This is a genomic window from Cellulomonas sp. P1_G12_2 (assembly GCF_056405535.1).
In genome coordinates this window covers 1018739-1041449 of sequence record NZ_JBFUBX010000001.1, presented here as the reverse complement: position 1 = coordinate 1041449, position 22711 = coordinate 1018739, and the positions used below count along the sequence as shown (strand labels likewise).

Genomic DNA, 22711 nt, shown 5'->3' with positions numbered 1-22711 from the left:
CACGGTGGAGGCACCGATGACAGTCACGCAGGACGAGCCCACCCTCAGCGCGCTCGAGGAGCGCGCCCGGCAGCGCACGGGGGCGTTCGGCGAGCACGCGCTCATCGTGTGCGATTCGCTGGTGCGCATCTACCAGTCCGAGGGCGTCGAGGTGCAGGCCCTGCAGGGCCTGGACCTGCTGGTCGAGGACGGCGAGCTGGTCGCGATCGTCGGGGCCTCCGGTTCCGGCAAGTCGACCCTGCTGTCCGTGCTGTCGGGCCTCGACGTCCCCACGGCGGGCAAGGTGCGCGTGGGGCCGTGGGACCTCATGGCGATGTCCAGCGCGCAGCGCGTGGAGTACCGGCGCTCGATGGTCGGGTTCGTCTGGCAGCAGACCGCCCGCAACGTGGTGCCCTACCTGACCGCCACGGAGAACGTGGCCTTCCCCATGGCGCTCGCCGGGGTCCGCCGCAAGGAGCGCGACCGCCGGGCCGCCGAGCTGCTGGACGTCCTCGGCGTGGGCTACTGCTCCGACCGCCGACCGGGCCAGATGTCCGGCGGTGAGCAGCAGCGCGTCGCCATCGCGGTCGCCCTGTCGAACGCCCCGCGGGTGCTCTTCGCCGACGAGCCGACAGGGGAGCTCGACTCCGCCACCTCCCACGACGTCCTGGAGGGCCTGCGGACCGTGAACCGCGAGCTGGGCACCACGGTCGTCGTCGTCACGCACGACCCGGGTGTCAGCGAGCACGTGCAGCGCACGGTGGCCATCCGCGACGGGCGCACCAGCTCCGAGACCGTGCGGCGCACGCACACCCGGGAGGACGGCAGCGAGCACGTGGTCAGCGAGGAGCTCGCGGTCCTCGACCGGGCGGGCCGGGTGCAGCTGCCTCGCGAGTACCGGGAGGCCCTGAACCTGGTGGGCCGGGTCCGGCTCGCCCTGGAGGAGTCGCACGTCTCGCTCTGGCCGGACCGGCCGGCACCGCACACCGCCCCCCGGGCACCGGGCCGGCACTCCGTTCGCACGGACGAGGACACCCCATGACCGTCATCAGCACCGAGCCCGTCGTCCGGGTCGAGGGCGTCAGCCGGACGTACGGCTCGGGCTCGGCCGCGGTGCACGCCCTGCGGGACGTCTCGTTCACGATCGCTCCCGGAGAGCTGGTCGCGCTGGTGGGTCGCTCGGGCTCGGGCAAGACCACGTTGCTGAACGTGGTCGGGGGCCTGGACCGGCCCGACGAGGGCCGCGCGGTCGTCGACGGCCGCGAGGTCTCGTCCCTGGACGAGCGCGGGCTGGTGGAGCTGCGCCGGGACGTCGTCTCGTTCGTGTTCCAGACGTTCGGGCTGGTGCCCGTGCTCTCGGCCGCCGAGAACGTCGGGGTGCCCCTGCGTCTGCGCAAGCTGCCGGCCAAGGACCGCGAGGCCCGGGTGCAGCTCCTGCTCGACCTCGTGGGTCTGGGTCCGCACGCGCTGCAGCGCCCCGGCGAGCTGTCCGGAGGCCAGCAGCAGCGCGTGGCGATCGCCCGGTCGCTGGCCAACTCGCCGCGGCTGCTGGTGGCCGACGAGCCCACCGGTCAGCTGGACACCGAGACCGGCACCGCCGTGATGGCCCTCATCCGCGCGGTGGTCGAGGCCGAGGGGATGACCGCGATCGTGTCCACGCACGACCCGCTGATGGTGTCGCTGGCCGACCGCGTGCTGCACATCGCCGACGGGCGGCTGGTCGAGGGCTGACGCCGACAGGTCAGGCGGGACGCAGCACGAGGCGACCGACGGGGTTCAGCCACGACGTGCGGGCGAGCCGCCGCTCGCGCACGACGGACGTGCCCGTCCCGAGCGACGCGGCCACGGACTCCTCCTGCGGGAGCGCCCACCGGACGTCGTAGACCCACGCCTGCCCGCCGGGCCGGAGAACCCGTCGAACCTCCCGCAGGCCGGCGTCCACGTCGGCCCAGTGGTGCTGGCTGAGGGTGGACACGACGACGTCGAAGGTGGCGTCGGGCCAGGGCAGCGCCGCGACGTCGGCGACCGCGAAGGTCACGCCAGGGGTCGCCGTCTGCTGCGCCCAGGCGATCATCTCGGGCGAGACGTCGATCGCGTCGATCCGGAGCCCCGGAGCGGACTCGGCGATGCGACGCGGCATCGTCCCGGGTCCGGTGCCGACGTCGAGCACGCGCGCTCCGTCGGGCAGCCGCAGGGAAGTGACGTCGCGGGCGACCCGACGGTAGAGCCGGCCCGACAGGTGACCGGAGACGCGCTCGTACCGGCCCGGGTCGTTCATCGGCCCCATCCCGTGGCCGTGCGGGGTCAGGCGGCCGTGCAGACGGCCACGCCCGTGCTGGTGGCTGGGGTGCTGGTCGGTGTCGGTCATGGAGCTTCTCCCCTACAGTTGTGCGTCACAACTCTTACGACGACAGTAGGCGAAACAGTTGTACAACACAACCTTTCCCGACGACGACCTGAGCCGGTTCTTCCAGCAGCTCGCGCGCTCGAGCGGCCTGCTGGAGACGGTCCAGACCCCGCACGAGCACGCCGGGGTGCGGCTCTCGATGTCCGAGACCTTCGCGCTCGGCGAGCTGGCCGCCGCCGGGCCCCTGTCGCAGCAGGAGCTCGCCGACCGGATGGGGCTGGAGAAGAGCACGGTCAGCCGCCTCGCCGCCGGGATGGAAGGGCGTGGGTGGCTGCGCCGGGAGCGCCAGGCCGACAACCGTCGCCTGTACCGCCTGGAGCTCACGTCGGAGGGCAGCGACGTCGCCGAGCGCGTGGGCGCGGAGCTCCGGGAGCACCACGGCCGGCTGCTCGCGCGCCTGACCGCGCAGGAGAGGCACGCGCTGGGCGTCGGGCTCGGCGCGCTGGTCCGCGAGCTGGACGCGGCGCACAGGCGCAGCTGAACGCCCGGGCTCCCGGCGTGCGGGGAGCCCGGGCGTCCAGGGTCGATCAGACCTCGATGCCCTCCAGCAGCTCGGTGACCAGCGCGGCGACCGGCGAGCGCTCCGAGCGGGTGAGCGTGATGTGCGCGAACAGCGGGTGGCCCTTGAGCGCCTCGATCACCGCGGCGACCCCGTCGTGCCGGCCGACGCGCAGGTTGTCACGCTGGGCCACGTCGTGCGTGAGCACCACCCGCGAGCTCTGCCCGATGCGGGACAGCACGGTCAGCAGGACGTTGCGCTCGAGCGACTGGGCCTCGTCGACGATGACGAACGCGTCGTGCAGCGAGCGTCCGCGGATGTGGGTGAGCGGCAGGACCTCGAGGATGTCGCGGTCCATGATCTCCTCGACGACCTCCTTGGACACCAGCGCCCCGAGGGTGTCGAACACGGCCTGCGCCCAGGGGTTCATCTTCTCGTCGGCGCTGCCGGGCAGGTAGCCCAGGTCCTGGCCGCCGACCGCGTACAGGGGCCGGAACACCATGACCTTGCGGTGCTGCCGACGCTCGAGCACCGCCTCGAGGCCCGCGCACAGGGCCAGCGCCGACTTGCCGGTGCCCGCCCGGCCGCCGAGCGAGACGATGCCGATCTCCTCGTCGAGCAGCAGGTCGATCGCGATCCGCTGCTCCGCGCTGCGGCCGTGCAGGCCGAACACGTCCTGGTCACCTCGGACCAGCTGCACGTGCTTGTCCGCGGTCACGCGGCCGAGGGCCGACCCGCGCGGGCTGTGCAGCACGACGCCGGTGTGGCAGAGCATGTCGTTCGGGGACTGGTTGCCGCCGCTGAAGCCGCTGGCCACGTCGGCCAGGGGCACCGACTCGTGCTCCCAGAGCGCCGCCATCTGCTGCTCGGCCAGGTCGAGGGCGTCCATCCCGGTCCACCCGGAGTCGACCGCCAGCTCGGCGCGGTACTCCTCGGCGCACAGCCCGACGGCCGACGCCTTGACGCGCATCGGGAGGTCCTTCGACACGACGACGACATCGCGCCCCTCGGCCGCCAGGTTGGCCGCGACGGCGAGGATCCGGGTGTCGTTGTCGCCCAGGCGGAAGCCGTCCGGCAGCACGGAGGGGTCGGTGTGGTTGAGCTCGACCCGCAGGGTGCCGCCGTCGTCGTTCAGGGGGATGGGGGTGTCGAGCCGGCCGTGCTCGATCCGCAGGTCGTCGAGCATCCGCAGCGCGGACCGGGCGAAGTAGCCGAGCTCGGCGTGGTGCCGCTTGCCCTCGAGCTCCGTGATGACGACGACGGGGAGGACCACGTCGTGCTCCGCGAACCGCAGGATCGCCCGCGGGTCTGAGAGGAGCACCGAGGTGTCGAGCACGTGGGTCTTGCGGCCATCGGCCGTGTGGACGTCCAGCTGGTCGGTCGTGGACTGGGGGTCGTTCTGCGCCTTGCTGACCACGGCAGGCTCCCTCCGGCGCTACGTGCGCCGTGACGGGCACCGGACACCGGCGTCCTGCCAGAGCAGGACCACGCACCGACGTACGGCGACGGGACGGGGGCGGTCGGCCCCTCCGGGAACAGAGGGCCGGATCCGGCCCTCCTCCCGGAGCGGATGCTCCATGGGCTGGCCTCCCGGGGACAACGGTCGCTGTCCTCTACGGCGGAACATAAGCCCGGGGTCCGAGGTCTCCGGCACGACACGCGAAGTGGTTACACGCTGTTCACCTGGCAGGTTCGGCCGCCGATCGGCGACACATGGCAGAACCCCAGGTGAGGGCGGCTGTCAGGGCCCAGGGGGGCTCGTCGGCCCCCGACACAATTAACCCGGACGGAGTCAGCGACCGCCGCGACGCTCCCGGGCGGCGTAGGCGCGGACCGCCCGCAGGAAGTCCACGCGCCGGAAGTCGGGCCAGTAGGCCTCGCAGAAGTAGAACTCCGAGTGCGCGCTCTGCCAGAGCAGGAACCCGCCGAGCCGCTGCTCCCCCGAGGTTCGGATCACCAGCTCGGGGTCCGGCTGCCCCTTGGTGTACAGGTGCTCGGCGATGTGCTCGACGTCGAACGCCTCGGCGAGCTCGTCCAGGCTGGACCCGGCATCCGCGTGCTTGCGCAGGAACGACTTCACGGCGTCGGCGATCTCGCGCCGACCCCCGTACCCGACGGCGATGTTGACGTGCAGACCGACGACGCCGGCGGTGGCGTCCTGGGCCGAGACGAGCGCCTTGACCGTGTGGTCGGGGAGCAGGTCCAGCGCGCCCACCGCCTGGATCCGCCAGCGTCCGGTGGCGGCGAGCGCCCCGACCGCGTCCTCGATGATCGCGAGCAGCTGCTCGAGCTCGTCGGCGCCCCGGGAGAGGTTGTCCGTGGAGAGCATCCACAGCGTCACCACCTCGACGCCGATGTCCTCGCTCCACTCGAGCAGGTCGGCGATCTTGTCGGCCCCGGCCTGGTGCCCGTGCCGCGTCGACTCGCCCACGCTGCGCGCCCAGCGCCGGTTCCCGTCGAGGATGACCCCGACGTGGCGCGGGAGTCCGTCCTTGGGGAGCGACGCAGCGAGCTGGCGTTCGTACAGCCCGTAGAGCGGACGGGGCAGACGCACGCGCACTCCCTTGGATCAGGCGACCGGAACCCGCTCACCGTACTCGCCGAGCGGGTCGTCCGGGCCCGGTCGGCCGTCCCGGAAGGAGTGCGCCGGGTAGGTGGACGCGGCCGTGCGCGGTACGTTCAGGAGGGTGCCGACGAGGTCCGGGATCGACCGCGTCACATCGAGCCCCACGCGGTCGACACCCTTACCTACGGTGTCGTAACCTACGGAGTCGTAGGTTCCCCGCTGACGAAGAGAGTCCGGCTCATGAGCTCCACCCCCGCGTCCGCTCCGGGACAGAAGCCGGGAACGGTCCTGGGCGGTCATGACGAGCCGGACGGCGTCGTCGAGCGGGTCGCCGAGAGCATCAAGCCGCACCTGCGGGGCTGGATCCACGCGGGCGTCACGCCGTTCGTGATCGTCGCGTCGATCGTGCTGGTCGTGCTCTCGCCCACGCCGATGGCCAAGTGGTCCACCGCGGTGTTCGGCCTCACCGCGATCATGCTCTTCGGCACCAGCGCCGTGTACCACCGGGGCCACTGGTCCCCGACGACCGCAGCCGTGCTGCGCCGGCTGGACCACACCAACATCTTCCTGATCATCGCGGGCACCTACACCCCGCTGTCGGTTCTCCTGCTGCCCGCGGACACCGCCCGCACGCTGCTGATCGTCGTGTGGACCGGCGCCCTGATCGGGACGCTGGCACGCATCTTCTGGCTGGGCGCACCGCGGTGGGTCTACGTGCCCGTGTACGTGGCGCTCGGCTGGGTGGCCGTCTGGTTCTTCCCCGAGTTCTACCGCTCGGGAGGGCTCGCGATCGTCCTGCTCATCGCCGGCGGCGGGCTCGCGTACACGGTCGGCGCGATCGTCTACGGCACCAAGCGGCCCAACCCGAGCCCGCGCTGGTTCGGGTTCCACGAGATCTTCCACGTGCTCACCGTGGTCGGGTACGGGTGCCACTACATCGCGGTGTCGATCGCGTCGTACGGCTCCGCCTGAGCCTCAGGCGACCGGCACCACCGTGTAGCGCCGGTTGGCCAGCGACGGGTTCTGCTCCCGGACGCGCAGCAGCGCCGCACCGTCCAGGTCCACGGTCCGCACCTGCGGCGTGTCGTCCATCTCCAGCCCGACGACGCCGTCCGGCGCGACGACGAGCGAGCGACCGGTGACGCCCTTGCCTGCCTGCCCGACGGCCACCACGGCGGCGGTGTTCTCGATGGCGCGCGCGATCGCGAGCGTGCGCCAGTGCATGGCCTTGAGCTCCCCGGCGGCCCAGGCGGCGGGCACGACGAGCACCTGCGCGCCCGCGTCGACCAGCCGGCGCGCCGACTCCGGGAACCGCAGGTCGTAGCAGGTCAGCACCCCGAACGTGAGGCCGCCGATCTCGAGCACCAGCGGCGGGGCGTCCACGGGACCGGGCACCAGCCGGTCCGACTCCCGCTGCCCGAACGCGTCGTACAGGTGCACCTTGCGGTAGACCCCGGCCAGCTCCCCGGCTCCGTCCACCGCCACGACCGCGTTCACCGCGCGGCCGTCGTCGCCGTCGCCGGGCAGGGTCGTGCCCGCCAGCACCGCCACGCCCGTCGCCCTCGCGCGACTGCGCAGCATCGTGACGAACGGTCCGTCGAGCGGCTCCGCGTGCTCGGCGCCGACGCCGCGGGGGTCGAAGCCGGAGGCGTACTCCGGCACCACGAGCAGGTCCGCCCTGGTCCGCGCCGCGGTGCGGAACGCGTCCTCGACCACCTGGCGGTTGGCCGTGTGGTCGTCGCTGACCTGCAGCTGCGCCACGGTCACCCGCACCGACGGGCGCTGCGGCGGCTCGGGCACGGTGCTCACCGAGAGGGCCTTCCCGGCTCGTCGTCGGGGTGGACGTCCTTGGGCGCGACCTCGACGTCCGCGTCGACCTCGAGGTCGGGGCCGGCCGCACCCGCGTCGACCAGGCCGAGGTCGGCGTGCGGCTCGCTCGACGGGTCGTCCTCGTCGTCGTCGAGCCCCAGGGCCTTGGCCCGTCGGTCGACGATGCGCAGCTGCTTGGTCAGCGAGAGAAAGAGGAACACGACGGCGATCGCGAGCGCGAACGTGAACACGAAGCCGAGGAACCCGGGCGACCCGACCGGCGTCCCGTCGATGGTGACGTCCGACGGGGTGGGGCTCGGCGCGACGAGCAGCACGGCGATCATGACCGCAGCCCGGCGAACAGGTCGTCCTCGGGGAGCCGGACGGGCACGCGCGAGCCGGCCAGCTCGTACTCCTCGGTGGGCCACTGGGCGACCTCGAGCTCACGCGGCACCGCGAAGAAGAAGCCGTCCGGGTCGATCTGGGTGGCGTGGGCCCGCAGGGCGTCGTCACGCTGGCCGAAGTACTCGGAGCACTCGATCCGGGTGGTCACCTCGCGCTCGGGCACCTCGCGGGCCTGCCGCGAGTCGAGCCAGTCACCGAACGGGGACTCCCGGCCGGCGGCGACGATCGCGTCGTGGACCGCCCGCATGCGCGCCAGGGAGAACCCGTGGTTGTAGTAGAGCTTCGCGGGCGCCCACGGCTCACCGAGACCGCGGTAGCGCTCGGGGTCGCCCGCCGCCTCGAAGGCCTCCTTGGAGACCCGGTGGCACATGATGTGGTCGGGGTGCGGGTAGCCGCCCGACGGGTCGTACGTGGTGATGACGTGCGGCCGGAACTCGCGCACCAGCTGGACCAGCGGGGCCGACGCCTCCTCCAGCGGGACCAGCGCGAAGCACCCCTGCGGCAGCGGCGGCAGCGGGTCGCCCTCGGGCAGCCCGGAGTCGACGAAGCCCAGCCAGCGGTGCTGCACGCCGAGCGCGGCCGCGGCGGCCGCCATCTCGTGGCGCCGGTACTCGCGCATGCCGTCCAGGCCGCCCTCGACGGGCGGGTGCTGCGGGTTGAGCACGTCGCCGCGCTCCCCACCGGTGCACGAGACGACGAGGACCTCGACACCCTCGGCCGCGTACTTCGCCGTGGTCGCGGCACCCTTGCTCGACTCGTCGTCGGGGTGGGCGTGCACCGCCATCAGACGCAGCCGCTCTCCGGTCACCTCGGGCCTCCCGTCGGTCGCCCGCCGATGGCCCGCCGGGATCGCGGAGTCGCGGTCCGCTCGGCACGGGCGGGTGGTTGGACGAGAGACAATGATCGCCTACCCGGCGCCTTCGTCGCGCCACCGAGCGCGCGCCGCGCCTGCCAGCACGAGGAGCTCCGTGACCGAGTCGCCCACCACCCGCCCACCGGCCGGGCGCTACGGCCCCGAGCCCACGGCGCGGTCCGTCCGGCGGGGTCGCCTCGGGCTCGTCGCCGCCGGGGTGCTCGGCGTGGCGCTGGTGATCTGGGTCGGGCTGAACATGGCCGGTCAGCCGGTGTCCTGGAAGGACGTCGGGTTCCACGTCGAGGACGCGCGCGCCATCGAGGTGACGTTCGAGGTGACCAAGCCCAAGGAGTCGACGGTGGAGTGCACGGTCACCGCTCTGTCGGAGTCCTACGGCCAGGTCGGCGTCCGGACCATCGAGGTGGGACCGGCCGACTCGGCAACCCGACGCGTGACGGCGACCGTGCAGACGACCGAGCTCGCGGTGAGCGGGACCGTGGAGCCCTGCGAGCTGGTCGAGGAGCCCTGACCCCGCCGTTCTGCGGCGGAACGGGGCCTGCGTCTGCCCGTCCTTGCTATCCTGTTCGTTTCACCGCCGCCCCGGTCCGGCGCCACGACTGGCGTCCAGAACGAGCGGGGAGCGGCGGTAGCACCCCTCAGTACCCGCACACCGGACGCGTCCCTCGATGCGTCCGCCCGCTCGGACTGCCGTGCGCTGCTCCCCCCGGGGCAGCGCGGACCGGCACGTCCGGCACACGTCAGGAAAGGAGCGATCGTGACCGATACGACTGCGGCCACATGGTTGACCCAGGAGGCCTACGACCGCCTCACGGCCGAGCTCGCGCACCTCGAGGGCGAGGGCAGCGCCGAGGTCATCGAGCGCATCGCCGCAGCCCGCGACGAGGGCGACCTCAAGGAGAACGGCGGCTACCACGCCGCTCGTGAGGAGCAGGCGAAGCAGGCCGCTCGCATCCGAGAGCTCAAGGAGAAGCTGCGCAACGTCCAGATCGGGACCCCGCCGGACGACGGCGTCGTGGAGCCCGGCATGGTCGTGACCGCGCTCGTCGCCGGCGACGAGATGGTCTTCCTGCTCGGCTCGCGCGAGATCGCCGGGACCTCGGACATCGAGGTCTTCTCCCCCACCTCGCCGCTCGGCGCCGCGATCAACGGGTCCAAGATCGGCGACTCGACGACGTACCTCGCACCCAACGGGCGCGAGATCCCGGTCGAGATCACCGACGCGAAGCCCTTCGCGGGCTGACGCACGACGCTCACGAGGCGCCACCCCGCAGGGGGTGGCGCCTCGTTCGCGTCTCAGCCGTCGGTCAGGCGGTAGCCGGCCTCGCGCAGGTGCTGGAGCACGTACTCGCAGTGGTCCGGGCCCTTGGTCTCCACCTGGACCACGATCGCGACCTCGTCGAGCTGCAGGTCGCCCACCGTCCGTGCGTGCGACACGTGCATGACGTTCCCGCCCGTGTCGGCCAGCGCGCGCAGCAGGTCCGCGAGCGCACCGGGTGTGTCGTCGATCCGGACCTGCAGCTGCAGGAACCGCCCGGCGGAGGCCAGCCCGTGCCGGACCACGCGCATGAGGACCAGCGGGTCGATGTTGCCGCCGGACAGGATCGCGACCACCGGGCCGGTGAGCGGCCCGACCCCGGCCATCAGGGCCGCCGCGGCAGCAGCCCCGGAGGGTTCGACCAGCATCTTGGCGCGCTCCGCGAGGAGCAGGAGCGCGCGCGAGAGGTCCTCCTCCGAGACGCACTGCACCTCGATGTGGTTCGAGGCGAGGATCTCGAACGGCACCGACCCGGGCATCCCGACGGCGATCCCGTCGGCCATCGTCCGCAGCTCGGGCGCCGGGATCGGGTGCCCCGCGGCGAGCGACGCCGGGTACGCCGCCGCGCGGGCGGCCTGCACGCCGATCACCCGCACGTCGGGTCGCAGCTCCGCGAGGGCGGCGACCACGCCGGCGGCCAGCCCACCACCCCCGATCGGCACGATCACGGTGGCCACGTCCGGCACCTGCTCGACGATCTCGAGGGCGATGGTCCCCTGACCGGCGACGACGTCCTCGTGGTCGAACGGGTGGATGAGGACGGCGCCCGTGCGCTCGGCGAACTCGCGCGCGTGCACCAGGGCCTCGTCGACGGAGGCGCCCACCAGCTCGACCTGGGCGCCGTAGTCGCGGGTCGCGGCGATCTTCGGCAGCGCCGCGTCGGCCGGCATGAACACGACCGCCGTGAGCCCGAGCATCCGGGCTGCGAGCGCGACGCCCTGCGCGTGGTTGCCGGCGCTCGCCGCGACGACCCCCCGCGCCTGCTCCTCCGGGGACAGCCGCGCCATCCGCACGTAGGCGCCGCGCAGCTTGAACGAGCCGGCGCGCTGCAGGTTCTCGCACTTGAGCCAGACCTCGGCACCGCACACCTGCGAGAGGGCACGGCTCAGCTGCACCGGCGTCCGGTCCGCGACGCCGGCGAGGAGCTCGGCCGCGGCGCGGACGTCGGCCAGACCGGTCATCGGGGGTCCGGCGGCGAGGTGGGGCCGCCCGGTTCGCCGGCGTCGTCGGCCTCGACGCCGACCACCGGGGCGGGCGGGTCGTCGTCGGCCCGGTCCGCGGCCTCCGCCTGCGTGGCGACGCGCTCCGACGTCGCCTCGGCCACCTGCGCGATCGCGCGGTCCAGCACCGGATGCCCTCGGCCGCGGACGGGCACGTGGTCGTCGATCCCCAGCTGCGGGAACTTGTCGTGCCCGTGCAGGTACAGGAGCACGGTGTTCAGGGTCGCCGCGATCGGCACCGCGAACAGCGCACCCACGATCCCGGCGACGAACGACCCGGCGGCCACCGAGAGCAGGACCGCGACCGGGTGCAGCGAGACGGCGTGGCCCATGAGGAACGGCTGGAGCACGTGGCCCTCGAGCTGCTGCACGAGCACCACGACGGCGAGCATCCAGATGGCCGATGCCGGCCCGTTCGACACGAGCGCCACGAGGATCGCGACGGAGCCGGTGACGACGGCGCCCACGATCGGGATGAACGACCCGAGGAACACCAGCACGGCCAGCGGCAGGGCGAGCGGCACCTGCAGGATCGCTGCCCCGAGGCCGATGCCGACGGCGTCGACGGCGGCCACGAGGATCTGCGTCCGCGTGTACGCACCGAGCGTGACGAGCCCGCGACGGCCGGCCTGGTGCACGTGCTCGCGGGACCCGCGCGGGAGCAGGCCGACGACCCACGCCCAGATGGTCCGGCCGTCGAGCAGGAAGAAGAACGTGCAGAACAGCGCGATCAGCGCGCCGGCGGCCACGTGCGCGACGGTCGTGGTCGCGTGCAGCGCCCCCGAGACCAGCTCGGAGCTGCCGCCGCTGAGCGACCCCTGGATCCGTTCCATCCAGCCCGAGATGTCGGCGGTCGTCAGCTGCAGCGGACCCTCGGCCAGCCACGTGGTCAGCTTGTCGATGCCCTGGGCCGCCTGGTCCCACAGCTCGCCGAAGCCCTTGACGATCGACCGTCCCGCGAGCGTCAGCAGGCCGGCCACGAGGGCGACCAGCCCCACCAGCGCGATCCCCACGGCCGCGACGCGCGGCATGCGGGTCCTGCGCTGGATCCAGCCCACGAACGGCGCCAGCAGCACGGTGAGCAGCAGGGCCACCGCGATGGGGACGACGACGACCTTGAGCTCGCTCAGCAGCCAGAGCAGCACCGCGAGCGCCGCGCCGATGAGCAGCAGCCGCCACGACCACGCGGCGGCGTTGCGCACCGACGGAGGGACGGACTGGTCGCCGGAGGGCCTGGCGGTGTCGACCGGGGCGCTCACGCGTCGCGCCCGGCGGCCAGCGCAGCGTCGAGGTCGGCGATGAGGTCGGCGACGTCCTCGATGCCGACCGAGAGGCGCACCAGGTCGTCGGGCACCTCGAGCTCGGTGCCCGCCACCGACCCGTGCGTCATCTTGTGCGGGTGCTCGACCAGCGACTCGACGCCGCCCAGAGACTCGGCGAGCGTGAACACGTGGGTGGCGCCGCAGAACGCCAGCGCCGACGACTCGCTGCCGGTGCGGAACGACACCATGCCGCCGAAGCCGCTCATCTGCCGCGCGGCCACCTCGTGCCCGGGGTGGCTCTCCAGGCCCGGGTAGATCACGGACGTGACGGCGTCGTGCCCCTCCAGGAACTCCGCGACCGCCCGCGCGTTGCTCTGGTGCCGGTCCATGCGCACCGCGAGCGTCTTGAGCCCGCGCAGGGTCAGCCACGCGTCGAACGGCCCCGCGACCGCGCCCGACGCGTTCTGGTGGAACCCGACGGCGTCCGCGAGGTTCGTCGTCCCGGTGGGACCGTCCAGCCCGACGGGGAGCTGGGCACCGTCCGCGACGACGAGCGCACCGCCGACCACGTCCGAGTGCCCGCCGATGTACTTGGTGGTCGAGTGCACGACGACGTCCGCCCCGAGCGCCAGCGGCTGCTGCAGGTACGGCGTCGCGAAGGTGTTGTCGACGACCAGCAGCGCGCCGGCCGCGCGGGCGTGGGCCGCGAGCACCGCGATGTCGGCGATGCCGAGCAGCGGGTTGGTCGGCGTCTCGACCCAGACCACCTTGGTGCGGCCCGGCTGGATCGCGGCCAGCACCGCGTCAGGGTCGGACAGGTCGACCGGCGTGTGCTCGATGCCCCACGGCCCGAAGACGCGCGCGATCAGGCGGTACGTGCCGCCGTAGGCGTCGTTCGGGACGACGACGTGGTCGCCCGGGCGCAGGGTCGCGCGCAGCAGCGTGTCCTCGGCCGCGAGGCCCGACGAGAACGCGAAGCCCGCCGCTCCCCCCTCGGCCGCGGCGAGAGCCGACTCCAGCGCGGTGCGCGTGGGGTTGGCCGAGCGCGAGTACTCGTACCCGCCCCGCAGCCCGCCGACGCCGTCCTGCTTGTACGTCGAGGTCGCGTAGATGGGCGGGACGACCGCCCCGGTGGTGGGGTCCGGGTCCTGACCTGCATGGATGGCGCGGGTCGAGAAGCCTGCGGAGGCCCAGTCGTCGTCGTGGGGGTGCGCGTGGTTCGTCACGGGTCCCAGGCTAGGCGCTCGCGTGGGAACCGCCCCGCTGGGCGCTCCCGGTGCGGTCCTGGTGCGGTCCCGGTCATGCGAGGGTGCGCTCTAGGTCAGGTATTGGTTCGGTCAAGAGATTCCCACGCTCGCGGGAACACGGACCGCATGCGTGCCGTTGCAGATCCCGGGAGGACCCAGGTGACCAACCGGGCTCCCGGAGAGGATCACGACCATGAACTGGCTGTTTGGATCTGCCCTCAAGACCACGATGGTGGCCCCCGAGAAGGCTCTCGCCGGACGCGACCACTACGCCTACATGATCCCCACGACGCACACCGTCCTCGGCACCCCGCTGCAGGGCCCGTGGCCCGACGGCACCGAGGTCCTCTACGTCGCGATGGGCTGTTTCTGGGGCGCCGAGCGCACCTTCTGGAAGATCCCCGGCGTGGTGACCACGGCGGTCGGCTACCAGGGCGGCTTCACGCCCTTCCCGACCTACGAGGAGACCTGCACCGCCCTGACCGGGCACACCGAGATGGTGATGGTCGCGTACGACCCGACGGTCGTCTCGGCGGGCGACCTGCTGCGCACCTTCTGGGAGTCGCACGACCCGACGCAGGGCTACCGGCAGGGCAACGACGTCGGCACCCAGTACCGCTCGGCCGTCTACACGACGACGCCCGAGCAGGAGCTCGCCGCGCGCACCACGCGCGACGAGTACCAGCCGCGGCTGACCCGGTCCGGCTTCGGTGAGATCACCACCGAGATCCGGTCGGCCGAGGACGCCGGCACGTTCTACTACGCCGAGGGCTACCACCAGCAGTACCTCGACAAGAACCCGAACGGGTACTGCGGACTGGGCGGCACGGGCGTGTCCTGCCCCCGTCCGACCGGCGCCTGACGTGGTCGCGTCCCGCTCGCCGGCTCCGCTCGCGAGCGGGACGCACTCGTCGGTCGGTGCGCGGGTGGGTGGCCGACGTGCCCCCGCTGTCGGCCACCCACCCGCCACGGGGCCGGCCAGGGTCCCCGTCGTCCCGGCCAGCCGCCCTCGGCGTCGTCCTTGGCGGACCGACCGGGTCGCTCCCCCTGTCGGTCCGCGGCGAACGTATCGACGCCCGCCGCGGGCCGTCTACGACTGTCCACCTGGTGCTGGACCCCGGTCCACCTGCACATATGTCCAGGTATGACCGCCGGGATCACCCCTCGGAGTGCCCCAGCGGCTTGTCCGGCGCGACCAGGTCCCGCACCAGGCGCTTCAGCTCCGGCAGGTCGGGGAAACCACCCCGCTCGCCCCGGTCCCACACGAGCGCACCGTCCACCTCGACGCGGAACACGCCCCCGGTCGCCGGCCGCAGCGCCACCTCCCCGAGCTCCCGGTGGAACGTGGTCAGCAGCTCCTGCTGGTACCAGGCGGCCCGCAGGAGCCAGCGGCACTGCGTGCAGTAGGTGATCGCGATGCGCGGGAGGTCCATCGCGCAAGTGTCGCCCAGCGCGGGGTGACCAGACAGACTTCAGGTCGACCCTCTGGAGGCTGACCGTGCACGACGCAGTTCCCGCCGTCGACATCCCGAAGCCGACCCTCCACACCGCTGGACGCGTCGCCGCCGCGGTCCTCGTGTGCGGCGCGGCGGTCCTCCTCTTCGCGGTCCACGTGCGACCGCTCGGTTATGTGCCCCTCGTCCTGGGCGTCGCGCTCGGGCTCGCCGTCGATCGGCGGCTGGGCAAGGACCTCGCCCTCATCGCCCTCGGCCAGACGATCATCAGCACGATCTCGCTGAAGGCGGACCTGTCCAACGTCGGCATGCTCAAGTTCACCGTCGCGCTCGGGCTGGCTGTGGTCGTCCCGACGCTCCTCTCGCGCAGGGCCTTCCACGACGACAAGATCCACTTCCCCGTCCGGACGGGCCGACGATGGGACCGCTGGCAGGCGCTCTACCTGGTGGCGGTCGCGATCGCGGCGTACCTGATCCTGCCCGCGTACTTCCTCGGCTCGGGAGTGTGGCAGAACTGGCCCGACCTGGACGGGTCCGGGGACATCGCGCGGCTGTTCGTCGGGGTCAACGCGGTGGGCATCTGGGACGAGCTGTTCTTCATCTGCGTGGTGCTGGCGCTGCTTCGGCCGCACTTCCCGTTCTGGCTGGCCAACGTCCTGCAGGCGACCGTGTTCGTCTCGTTCCTGTGGGAGCTGGGCTACCGCGAGTGGGGTCCGCTGCTGACCATCCCGTTCGCCCTGATCCAGGGCTGGATCTTCCGCCGGACCGCGTCGCTGAGCTACGTGGTGGCCGTGCACCTGCTGTTCGACCTCATCGTGTTCCTGGTGCTCGTGCACGCGCACGACCCGAGCCTGTTCGACATCTTCGTCACGGGCGGGTCGTAGGTTGGACCGGTGACACTGACCAACTGGGCCGGCAACTACACCTACCGCGCGGGGGTCGTGCACCACCCGAGCACGGTCGAGGAGCTGCAGGAGCTGGTCGCGGGGTCGGCCCGGATCCGCGCCCTGGGCACCCGGCACTGCTTCAACGACCTGGCCGACGATCCCGCCGCCCTCGTCGTCCTGGACGGCCTGGAGTCGGCCCCCGAGATCGACACCGACGCGCGGACCGTGACGGTCACCGGCGGCACCCGGTACGGAACGCTCGCGCAGCACCTGCACCCGGCGGGCTGGGCCGTGCACAACCTCGCGTCCCTGCCGCACATCTCCGTCGCCGGCGCGGTCGCCACGGCCACGCACGGCTCGGGCGACCGGAGCCGGAACCTCGCGGCCGCGGTGGCCGCCCTCGAGCTCGTCGGACCCGACGGCACGGTTCGGACGGTCCGCCGCGGAGACGGCGACTTCGCCGGTTCCGTCGTCGCGCTCGGGGCGCTCGGCGTGGCCACGCGCGTGACGCTGGACATCGAGCCCACGTTCGACGTCGCCCAAGAGGTGCATCTCGACCTGCCGTGGGCGGCCGCGCTGGACCACCTCGACGAGGTGACCAGCAGCGCCGACTCGGTGAGCCTCTTCACCGACTGGACCGGCGACACGATCGCGCAGGTCTGGCGCAAGACGCGCGTCACGCCCGGCTACCAGCTGCGCACCGAGCTGTTCGGCGCGACCCCGGCGGACGGCCCCCGCCACCCGCTGCCCGGCATCGACCCTGTGAACTGCACCGCGCAGCTGGGCGAGCCCGGCCCGTGGCACGACCGCCTGCCGCACTTCCGGATGGACTTCACGCCGAGCAACGGCGACGAGCTCCAGTCGGAGTACCTCGTCCCGCGCGCTCACGCGGTCGCGGCGCTGGAGGCGGTGCGGGCCCTGGCCGACCGGATCTCGCCGCTGCTGCAGGTCACGGAGGTCCGCACGATCGCCGGCGACGACCTGTGGCTGTCCACGGCCGAGGGCGGCGACCGCGTGGGCCTGCACTTCACCTGGCAGCCGCGGCAGGCCGAGGTCGAGGCGCTCCTGCCGACGATCGAGGCGGCGCTGGCCCCGTTCGACGCGCGCCCGCACTGGGGCAAGCTCTTCGCCGACGACGGCCGCGACCTCGCGCGCCTCTACCCGCGCTGGGACGACTTCCGGTCACTCGTCGCCCGCACGGACCCCGACGGCGTCTTCCGCAACGACTTCCTGGACCGGCACGTGCTCTAGGACGTCCGAGGATGAGCGCGCCGGGGCGCTCGGTTCCTCGGACGCTCGGCGGATCAGGACCGCCAGCGGTTGACCTTGGCCTTCAGGTCCGCGTCGCCGACGCGCCCGGTCGGCGAGAGGGTGACGACGGAGGCGCCCGGCTGCAGCCGGGGATCGCTGTCGTACCGCTCCGCCAGCTTCACCTCCGCGGAGACGTCCCCGGCGTCCGCAGCCACCAGCAGCTCCGCGACCTCGTCGGCGAGCCGGTCGAGCTCGTCGGCGGGCGTAGGCGTCTCGGGCAGGGTGTCCCCCCACACGTCCCACAGCAGCAGTTCGTCGCGCTCGCGGTGCGCGAGCTCGGTGACCACGTACCCCCGCACGAACTCCGGCCCGCACAGGAACGGCAGCGAGGGGTCGACGCCGTAGGTCGCCACGTCGAGGCCGTCGCGACGGTGCGCCAGCCAGACCTCCGCCGCGGTCTCGAACGGCGCCCCGATCCCGTTCGCCATGTCGTGCGAGTCGAACCCGAACCAGTTCTCGGCCATGTCGAGCTCGGGGTCGAACCGGACCCAGCGCGACCCGTCCCAGTACTCGCCGACCACGTGGTCGTGGTGGAACCCGGGGCGGAAGTAGCCGGAGAACCCGACGCGGCTGCGCGCGGGGATCCCGTGCTCGCGCAGCACCGCGATGGCGACCAGCGTGTGGTCGCGGCAGCACCCGGCGAGCTGCTGGGCGGGCTCCCGGGCGCTGGTCAGCGGGCCGGAAGAGCGCCGCTGCGACTCGTCGAGCAGGTCGGAGAGCCACCGGAGGTCGATGTCCGCGTCCTGCCCCGGCACCAGCTGGTCCGCCGCGCCCCGGTAGTGGATGACCACGGAGCAGGCGGCCGCGTGCAGCGACCCCGGGTCGGTGGCCACGGCGGCGAGCAGGGGCGCGTGCCGGCCGGGGTCGGAGTAGCGGCTGTGGGTGGCGTAGTCGGCGAGCTCAGGCATGCCGCCAGCCTGGAGCCTGCCCCAGGGGCAGGGTCAAGGGACGGGCCGGGCGACGCGCACGACCACGCCCTCGTCGGACCACGGCACGGGGTAGATCTCGCGCTCCGGGCCACCGTGCGCGTGGCCGCGGGACACGAACCACGTCTCCAGCGCGACGTACGCGCCGATGATCTCCGGGTACCGGCAGTCGGCGGCGGTCACCGGGACGGACGCCAGGGTCTGCGCGGGCTCCTCGCGCAGCGTGACGGCACCGGCGGGCGCGATCGCACCCTCGTACGGCACGCACGTCTCGATGGGCCCGTCGCCGTCGAAGCCCACCGCGCCGTGGAACAGCACCCAGAACTCGGGCCCGTACGCGGCGCCGCCCGCGTCGAGGAACGCCCGGAGCTGGAGCACGTCCGACGTCAGCGACGCGACCAGGTCCTCCTGCAGCACGTGGTGCCGGACCGACGCCACCGTCCGCGGACCCACCTGCTCGACCACGACGTCGTCGACCCCGAACCGGCCCCTCCGTGCGGGTGCGTCCGGCTCGCCGAGGACGTGCAGGACCAGGTCCAGCTCGGGCCCGCGCTCGGTGAGCTCCCGCTGGCGCCCGTCCCACCAGGACCGGATCGTGGCCGCCTGCCCGTTCTCCGCGGCGAGCACGTCGGCGATCGACCCGAGGGGCATCTCGAGCCGCCGGAGCAGCGAGATCGTGTGCGCCCTGCCCAGCTGGTCGAGGTCGTAGTAGCGGTACCCGCTGTCCGGGTCCACGCGCACGGGCTCGAGCAGCCCCCGGGCGTCGTACAGCCGCAACGCCTTGAGCGAGAGCCCCGACCGGCGAGCGAACTCGCCGATGGTCACCACACCGTCCGCCACGGGCCGAGGATAGCGACGGCCCCCACGTGTGGGCTCAGTCGGGGGCCGAGGGGGCCGTCGCTCTGTGACCTAGTTGCTGGTGCCGACGATGTCGACGACGAAGACCAGCGTGTCCCCGCCCTTGATGCCGGCCTGCGGGACACCGCGGTCGCCGTAGCCCAGGTGCGAGGGGATCGAGACGAGCACGCGCGACCCGACCTGCTGGCCGACGAGCGCCTCGTCCCACCCGGCGATGACAGCGCCGACGCCGATCGGGAAGCTGATCGAGGAGCCGCGGTCGTACGAGTTGTCGAAGATCCCGCCCTGCCAGGACTGGCCGAGGTAGTGCACCTCGAGGTCGTCCCCGGCCTCGACGAGGGCGCCGTCGCCGCGGGACAGGACCAGGACCTCGAGCTCACCCGACGCCGGAGCGTCCGGGAAGGTCAGCGTCGGCTTCTGGCCGAAGGAACCCGAGACCTCGGGCAGCGCTGCGGACATGACGTACTCCTTCAGTGGATGACAGTGCGCGCCCATCTTGCCAACCTCGACCGACAGACGCCGAACCGAGGGGTTGACGCGGTTGGCTAATAGCATTAGCTTTCTGTCCATGACGACCATCCAGCACCTGCAGCGCCCCGAGGGGCGGATCGCCTACACGGTCGACGGGCCCGCGGACGGCCCGCTCGTCGTCCTCATCCCGGGCATGGGTGACCTGCGCAGCACCTGGCGCGAGCTCACCGGCCCGCTCGCCGACACCGGCCACCGCGTCGCCGTGATGGACCTGCGCGGCCACGGCGACTCCGACACCACGTTCTCGACCCACGGCGACGTCGTGACCGGCCAGGACGCGCTCGCGCTCGTCGAGCACCTCGGCGGCCCGGCGGTCCTCGTCGGCAACTCCATGGGCGCCGGGGCTGCCGGCTGGGCCGCCGCCGAGCGACCCGACCTCGTGGCCGGCCTCGTCCTGACCGGACCGTTCCTGCGCGAGCGCCCGATGCCGGCGATCGCCGTCGCGGTCATGCACGGCCTCGAGCGGGCGCTCTTCTCGCGCCCGTGGGGTGCGTCCGTCTGGGCGTCCTACTACCGCGGCTACCTCAACCGCGGCACCAAGGCACCGTGGCTCGACGAGCACGTCGCCGACCTGCGGGCCGCGATGAAGGACCCCGCCCACCTGCGCTCCTTCCGGCACCTCACCGTCCAGCTCACGCACGCCCCGGTCGAGGCGCGCGTGCCGGAGATCGTCGCGCCGGCGGTCGCGTTCGTCGGCGCGATCGACCCCGACTTCCCGGACCCCGCGGCGGAGGCCGAGTGGCTGCGCAGCGTGCTCGACGGGGAGGTCGTCGTCATCCCGGACGTCGCGCACTACCCCCAGAACCAGGCCCCCGAGGTCGTCGCCCCGCGCACGCTCGCGTTCCTCGCCGGCCTGTCCCGCGACGCCGCCGGCCGGTTCCAGGTCCGCGCGGACGCCCGTGCCTAGGGCGGGCCTCGACCGGGCCGTCGTCGTCGACCTCGCCCTCGCGGTCGTCGACGGCGGCGGACCCACCGGCTTCGCCGACCTGACGCTCGCGGCCGTGGCCGCCCGGGCCGGCGTCGCGGTGCCGAGCCTCTACAAGCACGTCGCCGGCCTGCCCGCGCTGCGCCGGGAGGTGGCGCTCGTCTGCGTCGTCGACTTCGTGCACACCCTCGAGGCGGTCCGGGAGCGGCACGGCGGCGCCGACCTGCTCCCGGCCATGGCCCACGCGACCCGAGACCTCGCCCGGCGCTCCCCCGGCCGCTACCAGGCGGTCCAGGGCACCTCGTGGGTCCGCGACCCCGACGCGGGCGCCGTCCAGCAGGCGGGCGCCCGGGCGGTCGCCGAGCTGTCCGCCGCCGTGGCCGCCCTCGGGGTGCCCGACGAGCGACGCATCGACGCCGTCCGCGCGGTCCGCGCCGCGGTGCACGGGTTCGTCGTCCTCGAGCTCGAGGGCGGCTTCGGCATGCCCGACGACGTCGACGAGAGCTTCGACTTCCTCGTCGCGGGCCTGGTCGGCGGTCTGGAGCGGCTGACCGTGCCCTAGCCGGGGGCGGACGTCCGGTGCTGGGATGGGTGCATGAAAGGTGTCCGCACCGGCTACGGGCTCGCGTACCGCGTCGGGTTCACGCCGTGGGAGCACTACGGACGAGTCGCGGAGTCCACGATCTCGGCGCTGCTCGACCGCGAGGAGGCGGACCGGCCGACCCCACCGGGCAGGGCGCTCGACCTCGGCTGCGGCCGTGGCCAGAAGTCGCACGAGCTCGCCCGCCGCGGGTGGGACGTGGTCGGCATCGACACCGCCGCGCCCGCGATCGAGTCGGCCAGCCGGAGCGGCCAGTCGGACGCGAGCTTCCTGGTGGGCGACGTGACGCACCTGGAGCCCGCCGTCCTGGGCACGTTCGACTTCTTCCTCGACGTCGGCTGCTTCCAGCACCTGGACCGCGACGAGCGGGCGGCCGCCGGGCGGGGCATGACCGCACTCGCCCGCCCCCGCGCGACCGTGCTGATGCTCGAGTTCGGGGAGACCCGTCTGCGCTCGCTGTTCGGAGGCGTCTCCCAGGCGGAGATCGAGGCGGCGTTCGCAGGCTGGGAGCTGATCGCCGTCGAGCCCGCCGACACCACCGGGCTGGGGTGGCCGCTCACCCGGACCGCTCCACGGTGGTACCGGCTCCGCCGGGGCTGAGCCGGGTCAGACCCCGAAGACCGCCTCGGCGGGGACCGCGTGCGGCGCGACGAACCCGCGCAACCAGCGCAGCTGGCGGTCGAGCTGGAACGCCTGGCCGCCCTCGTGCTGGTTGTAGGCGTAGACCTCGATCTCGGTCTGCGGCCGGGCAGCCGCCAGGCCCGCGTAGTGGTTGTACGCCGCGAACACCGTCGACGGCGGGCAGGTCTGGTCCCGCAGGGCCACGGAGAACAGCGCCGGTGCCGACGCGCGCCGGGCGAAGTGCACCCCGTCCAGGTACGACATGGTCCGCAGCACGGTGGCCTCCTGGTCACGGTGCACCGCGAGGTACTGCACGAGCTCGCCGTACGGGAAGGCGTCCGTGATCGCCAGCGCCCGCGGGTAGTGGCACAGGAACGGCACGTCGGGCATGACGGCCACGAGTCCGTCGGCCAGCCCGCCCACCGCGAGCGCCAGCCCGCCGCCCTGGCTGCCCCCCGCGACCGCCACCCGGGACGCGTCGACGCCCGGCAGCGCGCGCACCGCGTCGACGGCCCGCACGGCGTCCGTGATGAGCCGCCGGTAGTAGTGCTCGTGCGGGTCGAGGACCCCGCGCGTCATCACGCCCGGCGACGCCGGCCCTGAGCCCGCCGGGTCGGGGGTGTGACCTCCGCCGCCCCAGACCGACCCCTGCCCGCGCGTGTCCATCACCAGGTGCACGTACCCCGCGGCCGCCCACGCGAGCCGCTCGTGCGCGAACCCCCGACCGCCGCCGTACCCGACGAGCTCGACCACGGCCGGCAGATCACCGGACGTGCTGGCCGGCCGGGTCACCCACGCCTTGATCGGGTGCCCGCCGAACCCGGAGAACGTGACGTCGAACGCGTCGATGACGGTCAGCCCGGTGTCCACCGGCACCACGGTCAGCCCGAGGTCGAACGTCCGCGCCTCGGCGAGGGTGCGGGCCCAGAACGAGTCGAAGTCCTCCGGCTCGTCCAGCTCGGGCAGGTAACGCTCGAGCTCGGGCAGGGGCAGGTCGAACAGGGCCATCGTGCT

General features: G+C 73.2%; 27 protein-coding genes. 12 read left to right on the top strand and 15 right to left on the bottom strand.

Annotated elements, in window-relative coordinates; genetic code table 11:
* The first annotated feature begins 16 nt into the window (after window positions 1-16).
* Entirely contained in the window at window positions 17-1021 is a 1005-nt protein-coding gene (locus AC1DXT_RS05040) for an ABC transporter ATP-binding protein (RefSeq protein WP_477060251.1), read from the top strand.
* Complete coding sequence (locus tag AC1DXT_RS05035) at window positions 1018-1710, top strand: ABC transporter ATP-binding protein (protein WP_477060250.1); 693 nt, start codon at window positions 1018-1020, stop codon at window positions 1708-1710. Before AC1DXT_RS05040 ends, AC1DXT_RS05035 begins: the two co-directional genes overlap by 4 nt.
* 10 nt (window positions 1711-1720) lie before the next feature.
* On the opposite strand, the gene AC1DXT_RS05030 is transcribed toward AC1DXT_RS05035, so the two are convergent.
* A complete protein-coding gene (locus AC1DXT_RS05030) occupies window positions 1721-2347 on the bottom strand; it encodes a class I SAM-dependent methyltransferase (RefSeq protein WP_477060249.1) in 627 nt (208 codons plus the stop codon).
* Between the two features lie 58 nt (window positions 2348-2405).
* Between AC1DXT_RS05030 and AC1DXT_RS05025 the strand changes: the two genes are divergently transcribed.
* Entirely contained in the window at window positions 2406-2867 is a 462-nt protein-coding gene (locus AC1DXT_RS05025) for a MarR family winged helix-turn-helix transcriptional regulator (RefSeq protein ID WP_477060248.1), read from the top strand.
* 46 nt (window positions 2868-2913) lie between these two features.
* On the opposite strand, the gene AC1DXT_RS05020 is transcribed toward AC1DXT_RS05025, so the two are convergent.
* The 3 genes from AC1DXT_RS05020 to AC1DXT_RS05010 all read right to left on the bottom strand — a co-directional run bounded on the left by AC1DXT_RS05020 (window position 2914) and on the right by AC1DXT_RS05010 (window position 5616).
* The gene (locus tag AC1DXT_RS05020; protein ID WP_477060813.1) at window positions 2914-4257 is read right to left on the bottom strand and encodes a PhoH family protein; all 1344 of its coding nucleotides are present in this window, start codon (window positions 4255-4257) and stop codon (window positions 2914-2916) included.
* A 420-nt stretch (window positions 4258-4677) separates the two neighbouring features.
* Window positions 4678-5439 carry an isoprenyl transferase gene (locus AC1DXT_RS05015; protein WP_477060247.1) on the bottom strand — a complete coding sequence of 254 codons (762 nt, stop codon included), beginning with the start codon at window positions 5437-5439 and terminating at the stop codon, window positions 4678-4680.
* Between the two features lie 15 nt (window positions 5440-5454).
* Window positions 5455-5616, bottom strand: coding sequence for a hypothetical protein (locus AC1DXT_RS05010; RefSeq protein ID WP_477060246.1), 162 nt, complete (start codon window positions 5614-5616; stop codon window positions 5455-5457).
* A 75-nt stretch (window positions 5617-5691) separates the two neighbouring features.
* On the opposite strand from AC1DXT_RS05010, the gene trhA reads away from it, so the two are divergent.
* The gene (trhA, locus tag AC1DXT_RS05005; protein WP_477060245.1) at window positions 5692-6423 is read left to right on the top strand and encodes a PAQR family membrane homeostasis protein TrhA; all 732 of its coding nucleotides are present in this window, start codon (window positions 5692-5694) and stop codon (window positions 6421-6423) included.
* Window positions 6424-6426: 3 nt separating this feature from the next.
* Here the strand turns inward: trhA and AC1DXT_RS05000 are convergent, their stop codons facing one another.
* From AC1DXT_RS05000 to mca, 3 genes are read right to left on the bottom strand one after another with little or no spacing between them, the layout of a single operon-like run.
* Window positions 6427-7260: a carbon-nitrogen hydrolase family protein gene (locus tag AC1DXT_RS05000; protein ID WP_477060244.1), complete on the bottom strand. Its 834-nt coding sequence runs from the start codon at window positions 7258-7260 to the stop codon at window positions 6427-6429.
* Window positions 7257-7604: a hypothetical protein gene (locus tag AC1DXT_RS04995; RefSeq protein ID WP_477060243.1), complete on the bottom strand. Its 348-nt coding sequence runs from the start codon at window positions 7602-7604 to the stop codon at window positions 7257-7259. The genes AC1DXT_RS05000 and AC1DXT_RS04995 overlap by 4 nt, the downstream gene beginning before the upstream one ends.
* Entirely contained in the window at window positions 7601-8473 is an 873-nt protein-coding gene (gene mca / locus AC1DXT_RS04990) for a mycothiol conjugate amidase Mca (RefSeq protein WP_477060242.1), read from the bottom strand. The genes AC1DXT_RS04995 and mca overlap by 4 nt, the downstream gene beginning before the upstream one ends.
* A 160-nt stretch (window positions 8474-8633) precedes the next feature.
* Here mca and AC1DXT_RS04985 point away from each other — a divergent pair, with 160 nt between their 5' ends.
* Window positions 8634-9047, top strand: coding sequence for a DUF4307 domain-containing protein (locus tag AC1DXT_RS04985; protein ID WP_477060241.1), 414 nt, complete (start codon window positions 8634-8636; stop codon window positions 9045-9047).
* A gap of 246 nt (window positions 9048-9293) precedes the next feature.
* Entirely contained in the window at window positions 9294-9779 is a 486-nt protein-coding gene (gene greA, locus AC1DXT_RS04980) for a transcription elongation factor GreA (RefSeq protein WP_056095854.1), read from the top strand.
* 53 nt (window positions 9780-9832) lie between these two features.
* Here greA and ilvA read toward each other — a convergent pair whose 3' ends face one another.
* From ilvA to AC1DXT_RS04965, 3 genes are read right to left on the bottom strand one after another with little or no spacing between them, the layout of a single operon-like run.
* Window positions 9833-11035: a threonine ammonia-lyase gene (gene ilvA, locus AC1DXT_RS04975; protein WP_477060240.1), complete on the bottom strand. Its 1203-nt coding sequence runs from the start codon at window positions 11033-11035 to the stop codon at window positions 9833-9835.
* Window positions 11032-12333, bottom strand: coding sequence for an AI-2E family transporter (locus AC1DXT_RS04970; protein WP_477060239.1), 1302 nt, complete (start codon window positions 12331-12333; stop codon window positions 11032-11034). The genes ilvA and AC1DXT_RS04970 overlap by 4 nt, the downstream gene beginning before the upstream one ends.
* Window positions 12330-13562, bottom strand: coding sequence for a cystathionine gamma-synthase (locus AC1DXT_RS04965; RefSeq protein WP_477060238.1), 1233 nt, complete (start codon window positions 13560-13562; stop codon window positions 12330-12332). The genes AC1DXT_RS04970 and AC1DXT_RS04965 overlap by 4 nt, the downstream gene beginning before the upstream one ends.
* 214 nt (window positions 13563-13776) lie before the next feature.
* Between AC1DXT_RS04965 and msrA the strand changes: the two genes are divergently transcribed.
* On the top strand, window positions 13777-14445 hold the full coding sequence (gene msrA / locus AC1DXT_RS04960; protein ID WP_477060237.1) for a peptide-methionine (S)-S-oxide reductase MsrA: 669 nt from the start codon (window positions 13777-13779) through the stop codon (window positions 14443-14445).
* A gap of 295 nt (window positions 14446-14740) precedes the next feature.
* Here msrA and AC1DXT_RS04955 read toward each other — a convergent pair whose 3' ends face one another.
* Window positions 14741-15016 (bottom strand): Rdx family protein, encoded by a 276-nt coding sequence (locus AC1DXT_RS04955; protein WP_477060236.1) that lies wholly within the window; start codon window positions 15014-15016, stop codon window positions 14741-14743.
* Window positions 15017-15075: 59 nt separating this feature from the next.
* Here AC1DXT_RS04955 and AC1DXT_RS04950 point away from each other — a divergent pair, with 59 nt between their 5' ends.
* A complete protein-coding gene (locus AC1DXT_RS04950; RefSeq protein ID WP_477060812.1) occupies window positions 15076-15921 on the top strand; it encodes a CPBP family glutamic-type intramembrane protease in 846 nt (281 codons plus the stop codon).
* A 9-nt stretch (window positions 15922-15930) separates the two neighbouring features.
* Entirely contained in the window at window positions 15931-17175 is a 1245-nt protein-coding gene (locus AC1DXT_RS04945; protein ID WP_477060235.1) for a D-arabinono-1,4-lactone oxidase, read from the top strand.
* A 53-nt stretch (window positions 17176-17228) separates the two neighbouring features.
* Here AC1DXT_RS04945 and AC1DXT_RS04940 read toward each other — a convergent pair whose 3' ends face one another.
* The 3 genes from AC1DXT_RS04940 to AC1DXT_RS04930 all read right to left on the bottom strand — a co-directional run bounded on the left by AC1DXT_RS04940 (window position 17229) and on the right by AC1DXT_RS04930 (window position 19478).
* Window positions 17229-18143 (bottom strand): transglutaminase-like domain-containing protein, encoded by a 915-nt coding sequence (locus AC1DXT_RS04940; RefSeq protein WP_477060234.1) that lies wholly within the window; start codon window positions 18141-18143, stop codon window positions 17229-17231.
* A gap of 33 nt (window positions 18144-18176) precedes the next feature.
* Entirely contained in the window at window positions 18177-19001 is an 825-nt protein-coding gene (locus AC1DXT_RS04935; RefSeq protein ID WP_477060233.1) for a MerR family transcriptional regulator, read from the bottom strand.
* A 69-nt stretch (window positions 19002-19070) separates the two neighbouring features.
* The gene (locus AC1DXT_RS04930) at window positions 19071-19478 is read right to left on the bottom strand and encodes an FKBP-type peptidyl-prolyl cis-trans isomerase (protein ID WP_082574249.1); all 408 of its coding nucleotides are present in this window, start codon (window positions 19476-19478) and stop codon (window positions 19071-19073) included.
* 109 nt (window positions 19479-19587) lie between these two features.
* Here AC1DXT_RS04930 and AC1DXT_RS04925 point away from each other — a divergent pair, with 109 nt between their 5' ends.
* Genes AC1DXT_RS04925 through AC1DXT_RS04915 form a run of 3 tightly spaced genes read left to right on the top strand, consistent with a single transcriptional unit; the run spans window position 19588 to window position 21676 of the window.
* Complete coding sequence (locus tag AC1DXT_RS04925) at window positions 19588-20457, top strand: alpha/beta fold hydrolase (RefSeq protein ID WP_477060232.1); 870 nt, start codon at window positions 19588-19590, stop codon at window positions 20455-20457.
* The gene (locus AC1DXT_RS04920; RefSeq protein ID WP_477060231.1) at window positions 20450-21037 is read left to right on the top strand and encodes a TetR-like C-terminal domain-containing protein; all 588 of its coding nucleotides are present in this window, start codon (window positions 20450-20452) and stop codon (window positions 21035-21037) included. Before AC1DXT_RS04925 ends, AC1DXT_RS04920 begins: the two co-directional genes overlap by 8 nt.
* 33 nt (window positions 21038-21070) lie before the next feature.
* Window positions 21071-21676, top strand: coding sequence for a class I SAM-dependent methyltransferase (locus tag AC1DXT_RS04915; RefSeq protein WP_477060230.1), 606 nt, complete (start codon window positions 21071-21073; stop codon window positions 21674-21676).
* A gap of 6 nt (window positions 21677-21682) precedes the next feature.
* On the opposite strand, the gene AC1DXT_RS04910 is transcribed toward AC1DXT_RS04915, so the two are convergent.
* On the bottom strand, window positions 21683-22705 hold the full coding sequence (locus AC1DXT_RS04910; RefSeq protein ID WP_477060229.1) for an acetylxylan esterase: 1023 nt from the start codon (window positions 22703-22705) through the stop codon (window positions 21683-21685).
* Window positions 22706-22711 lie beyond the last annotated feature (6 nt).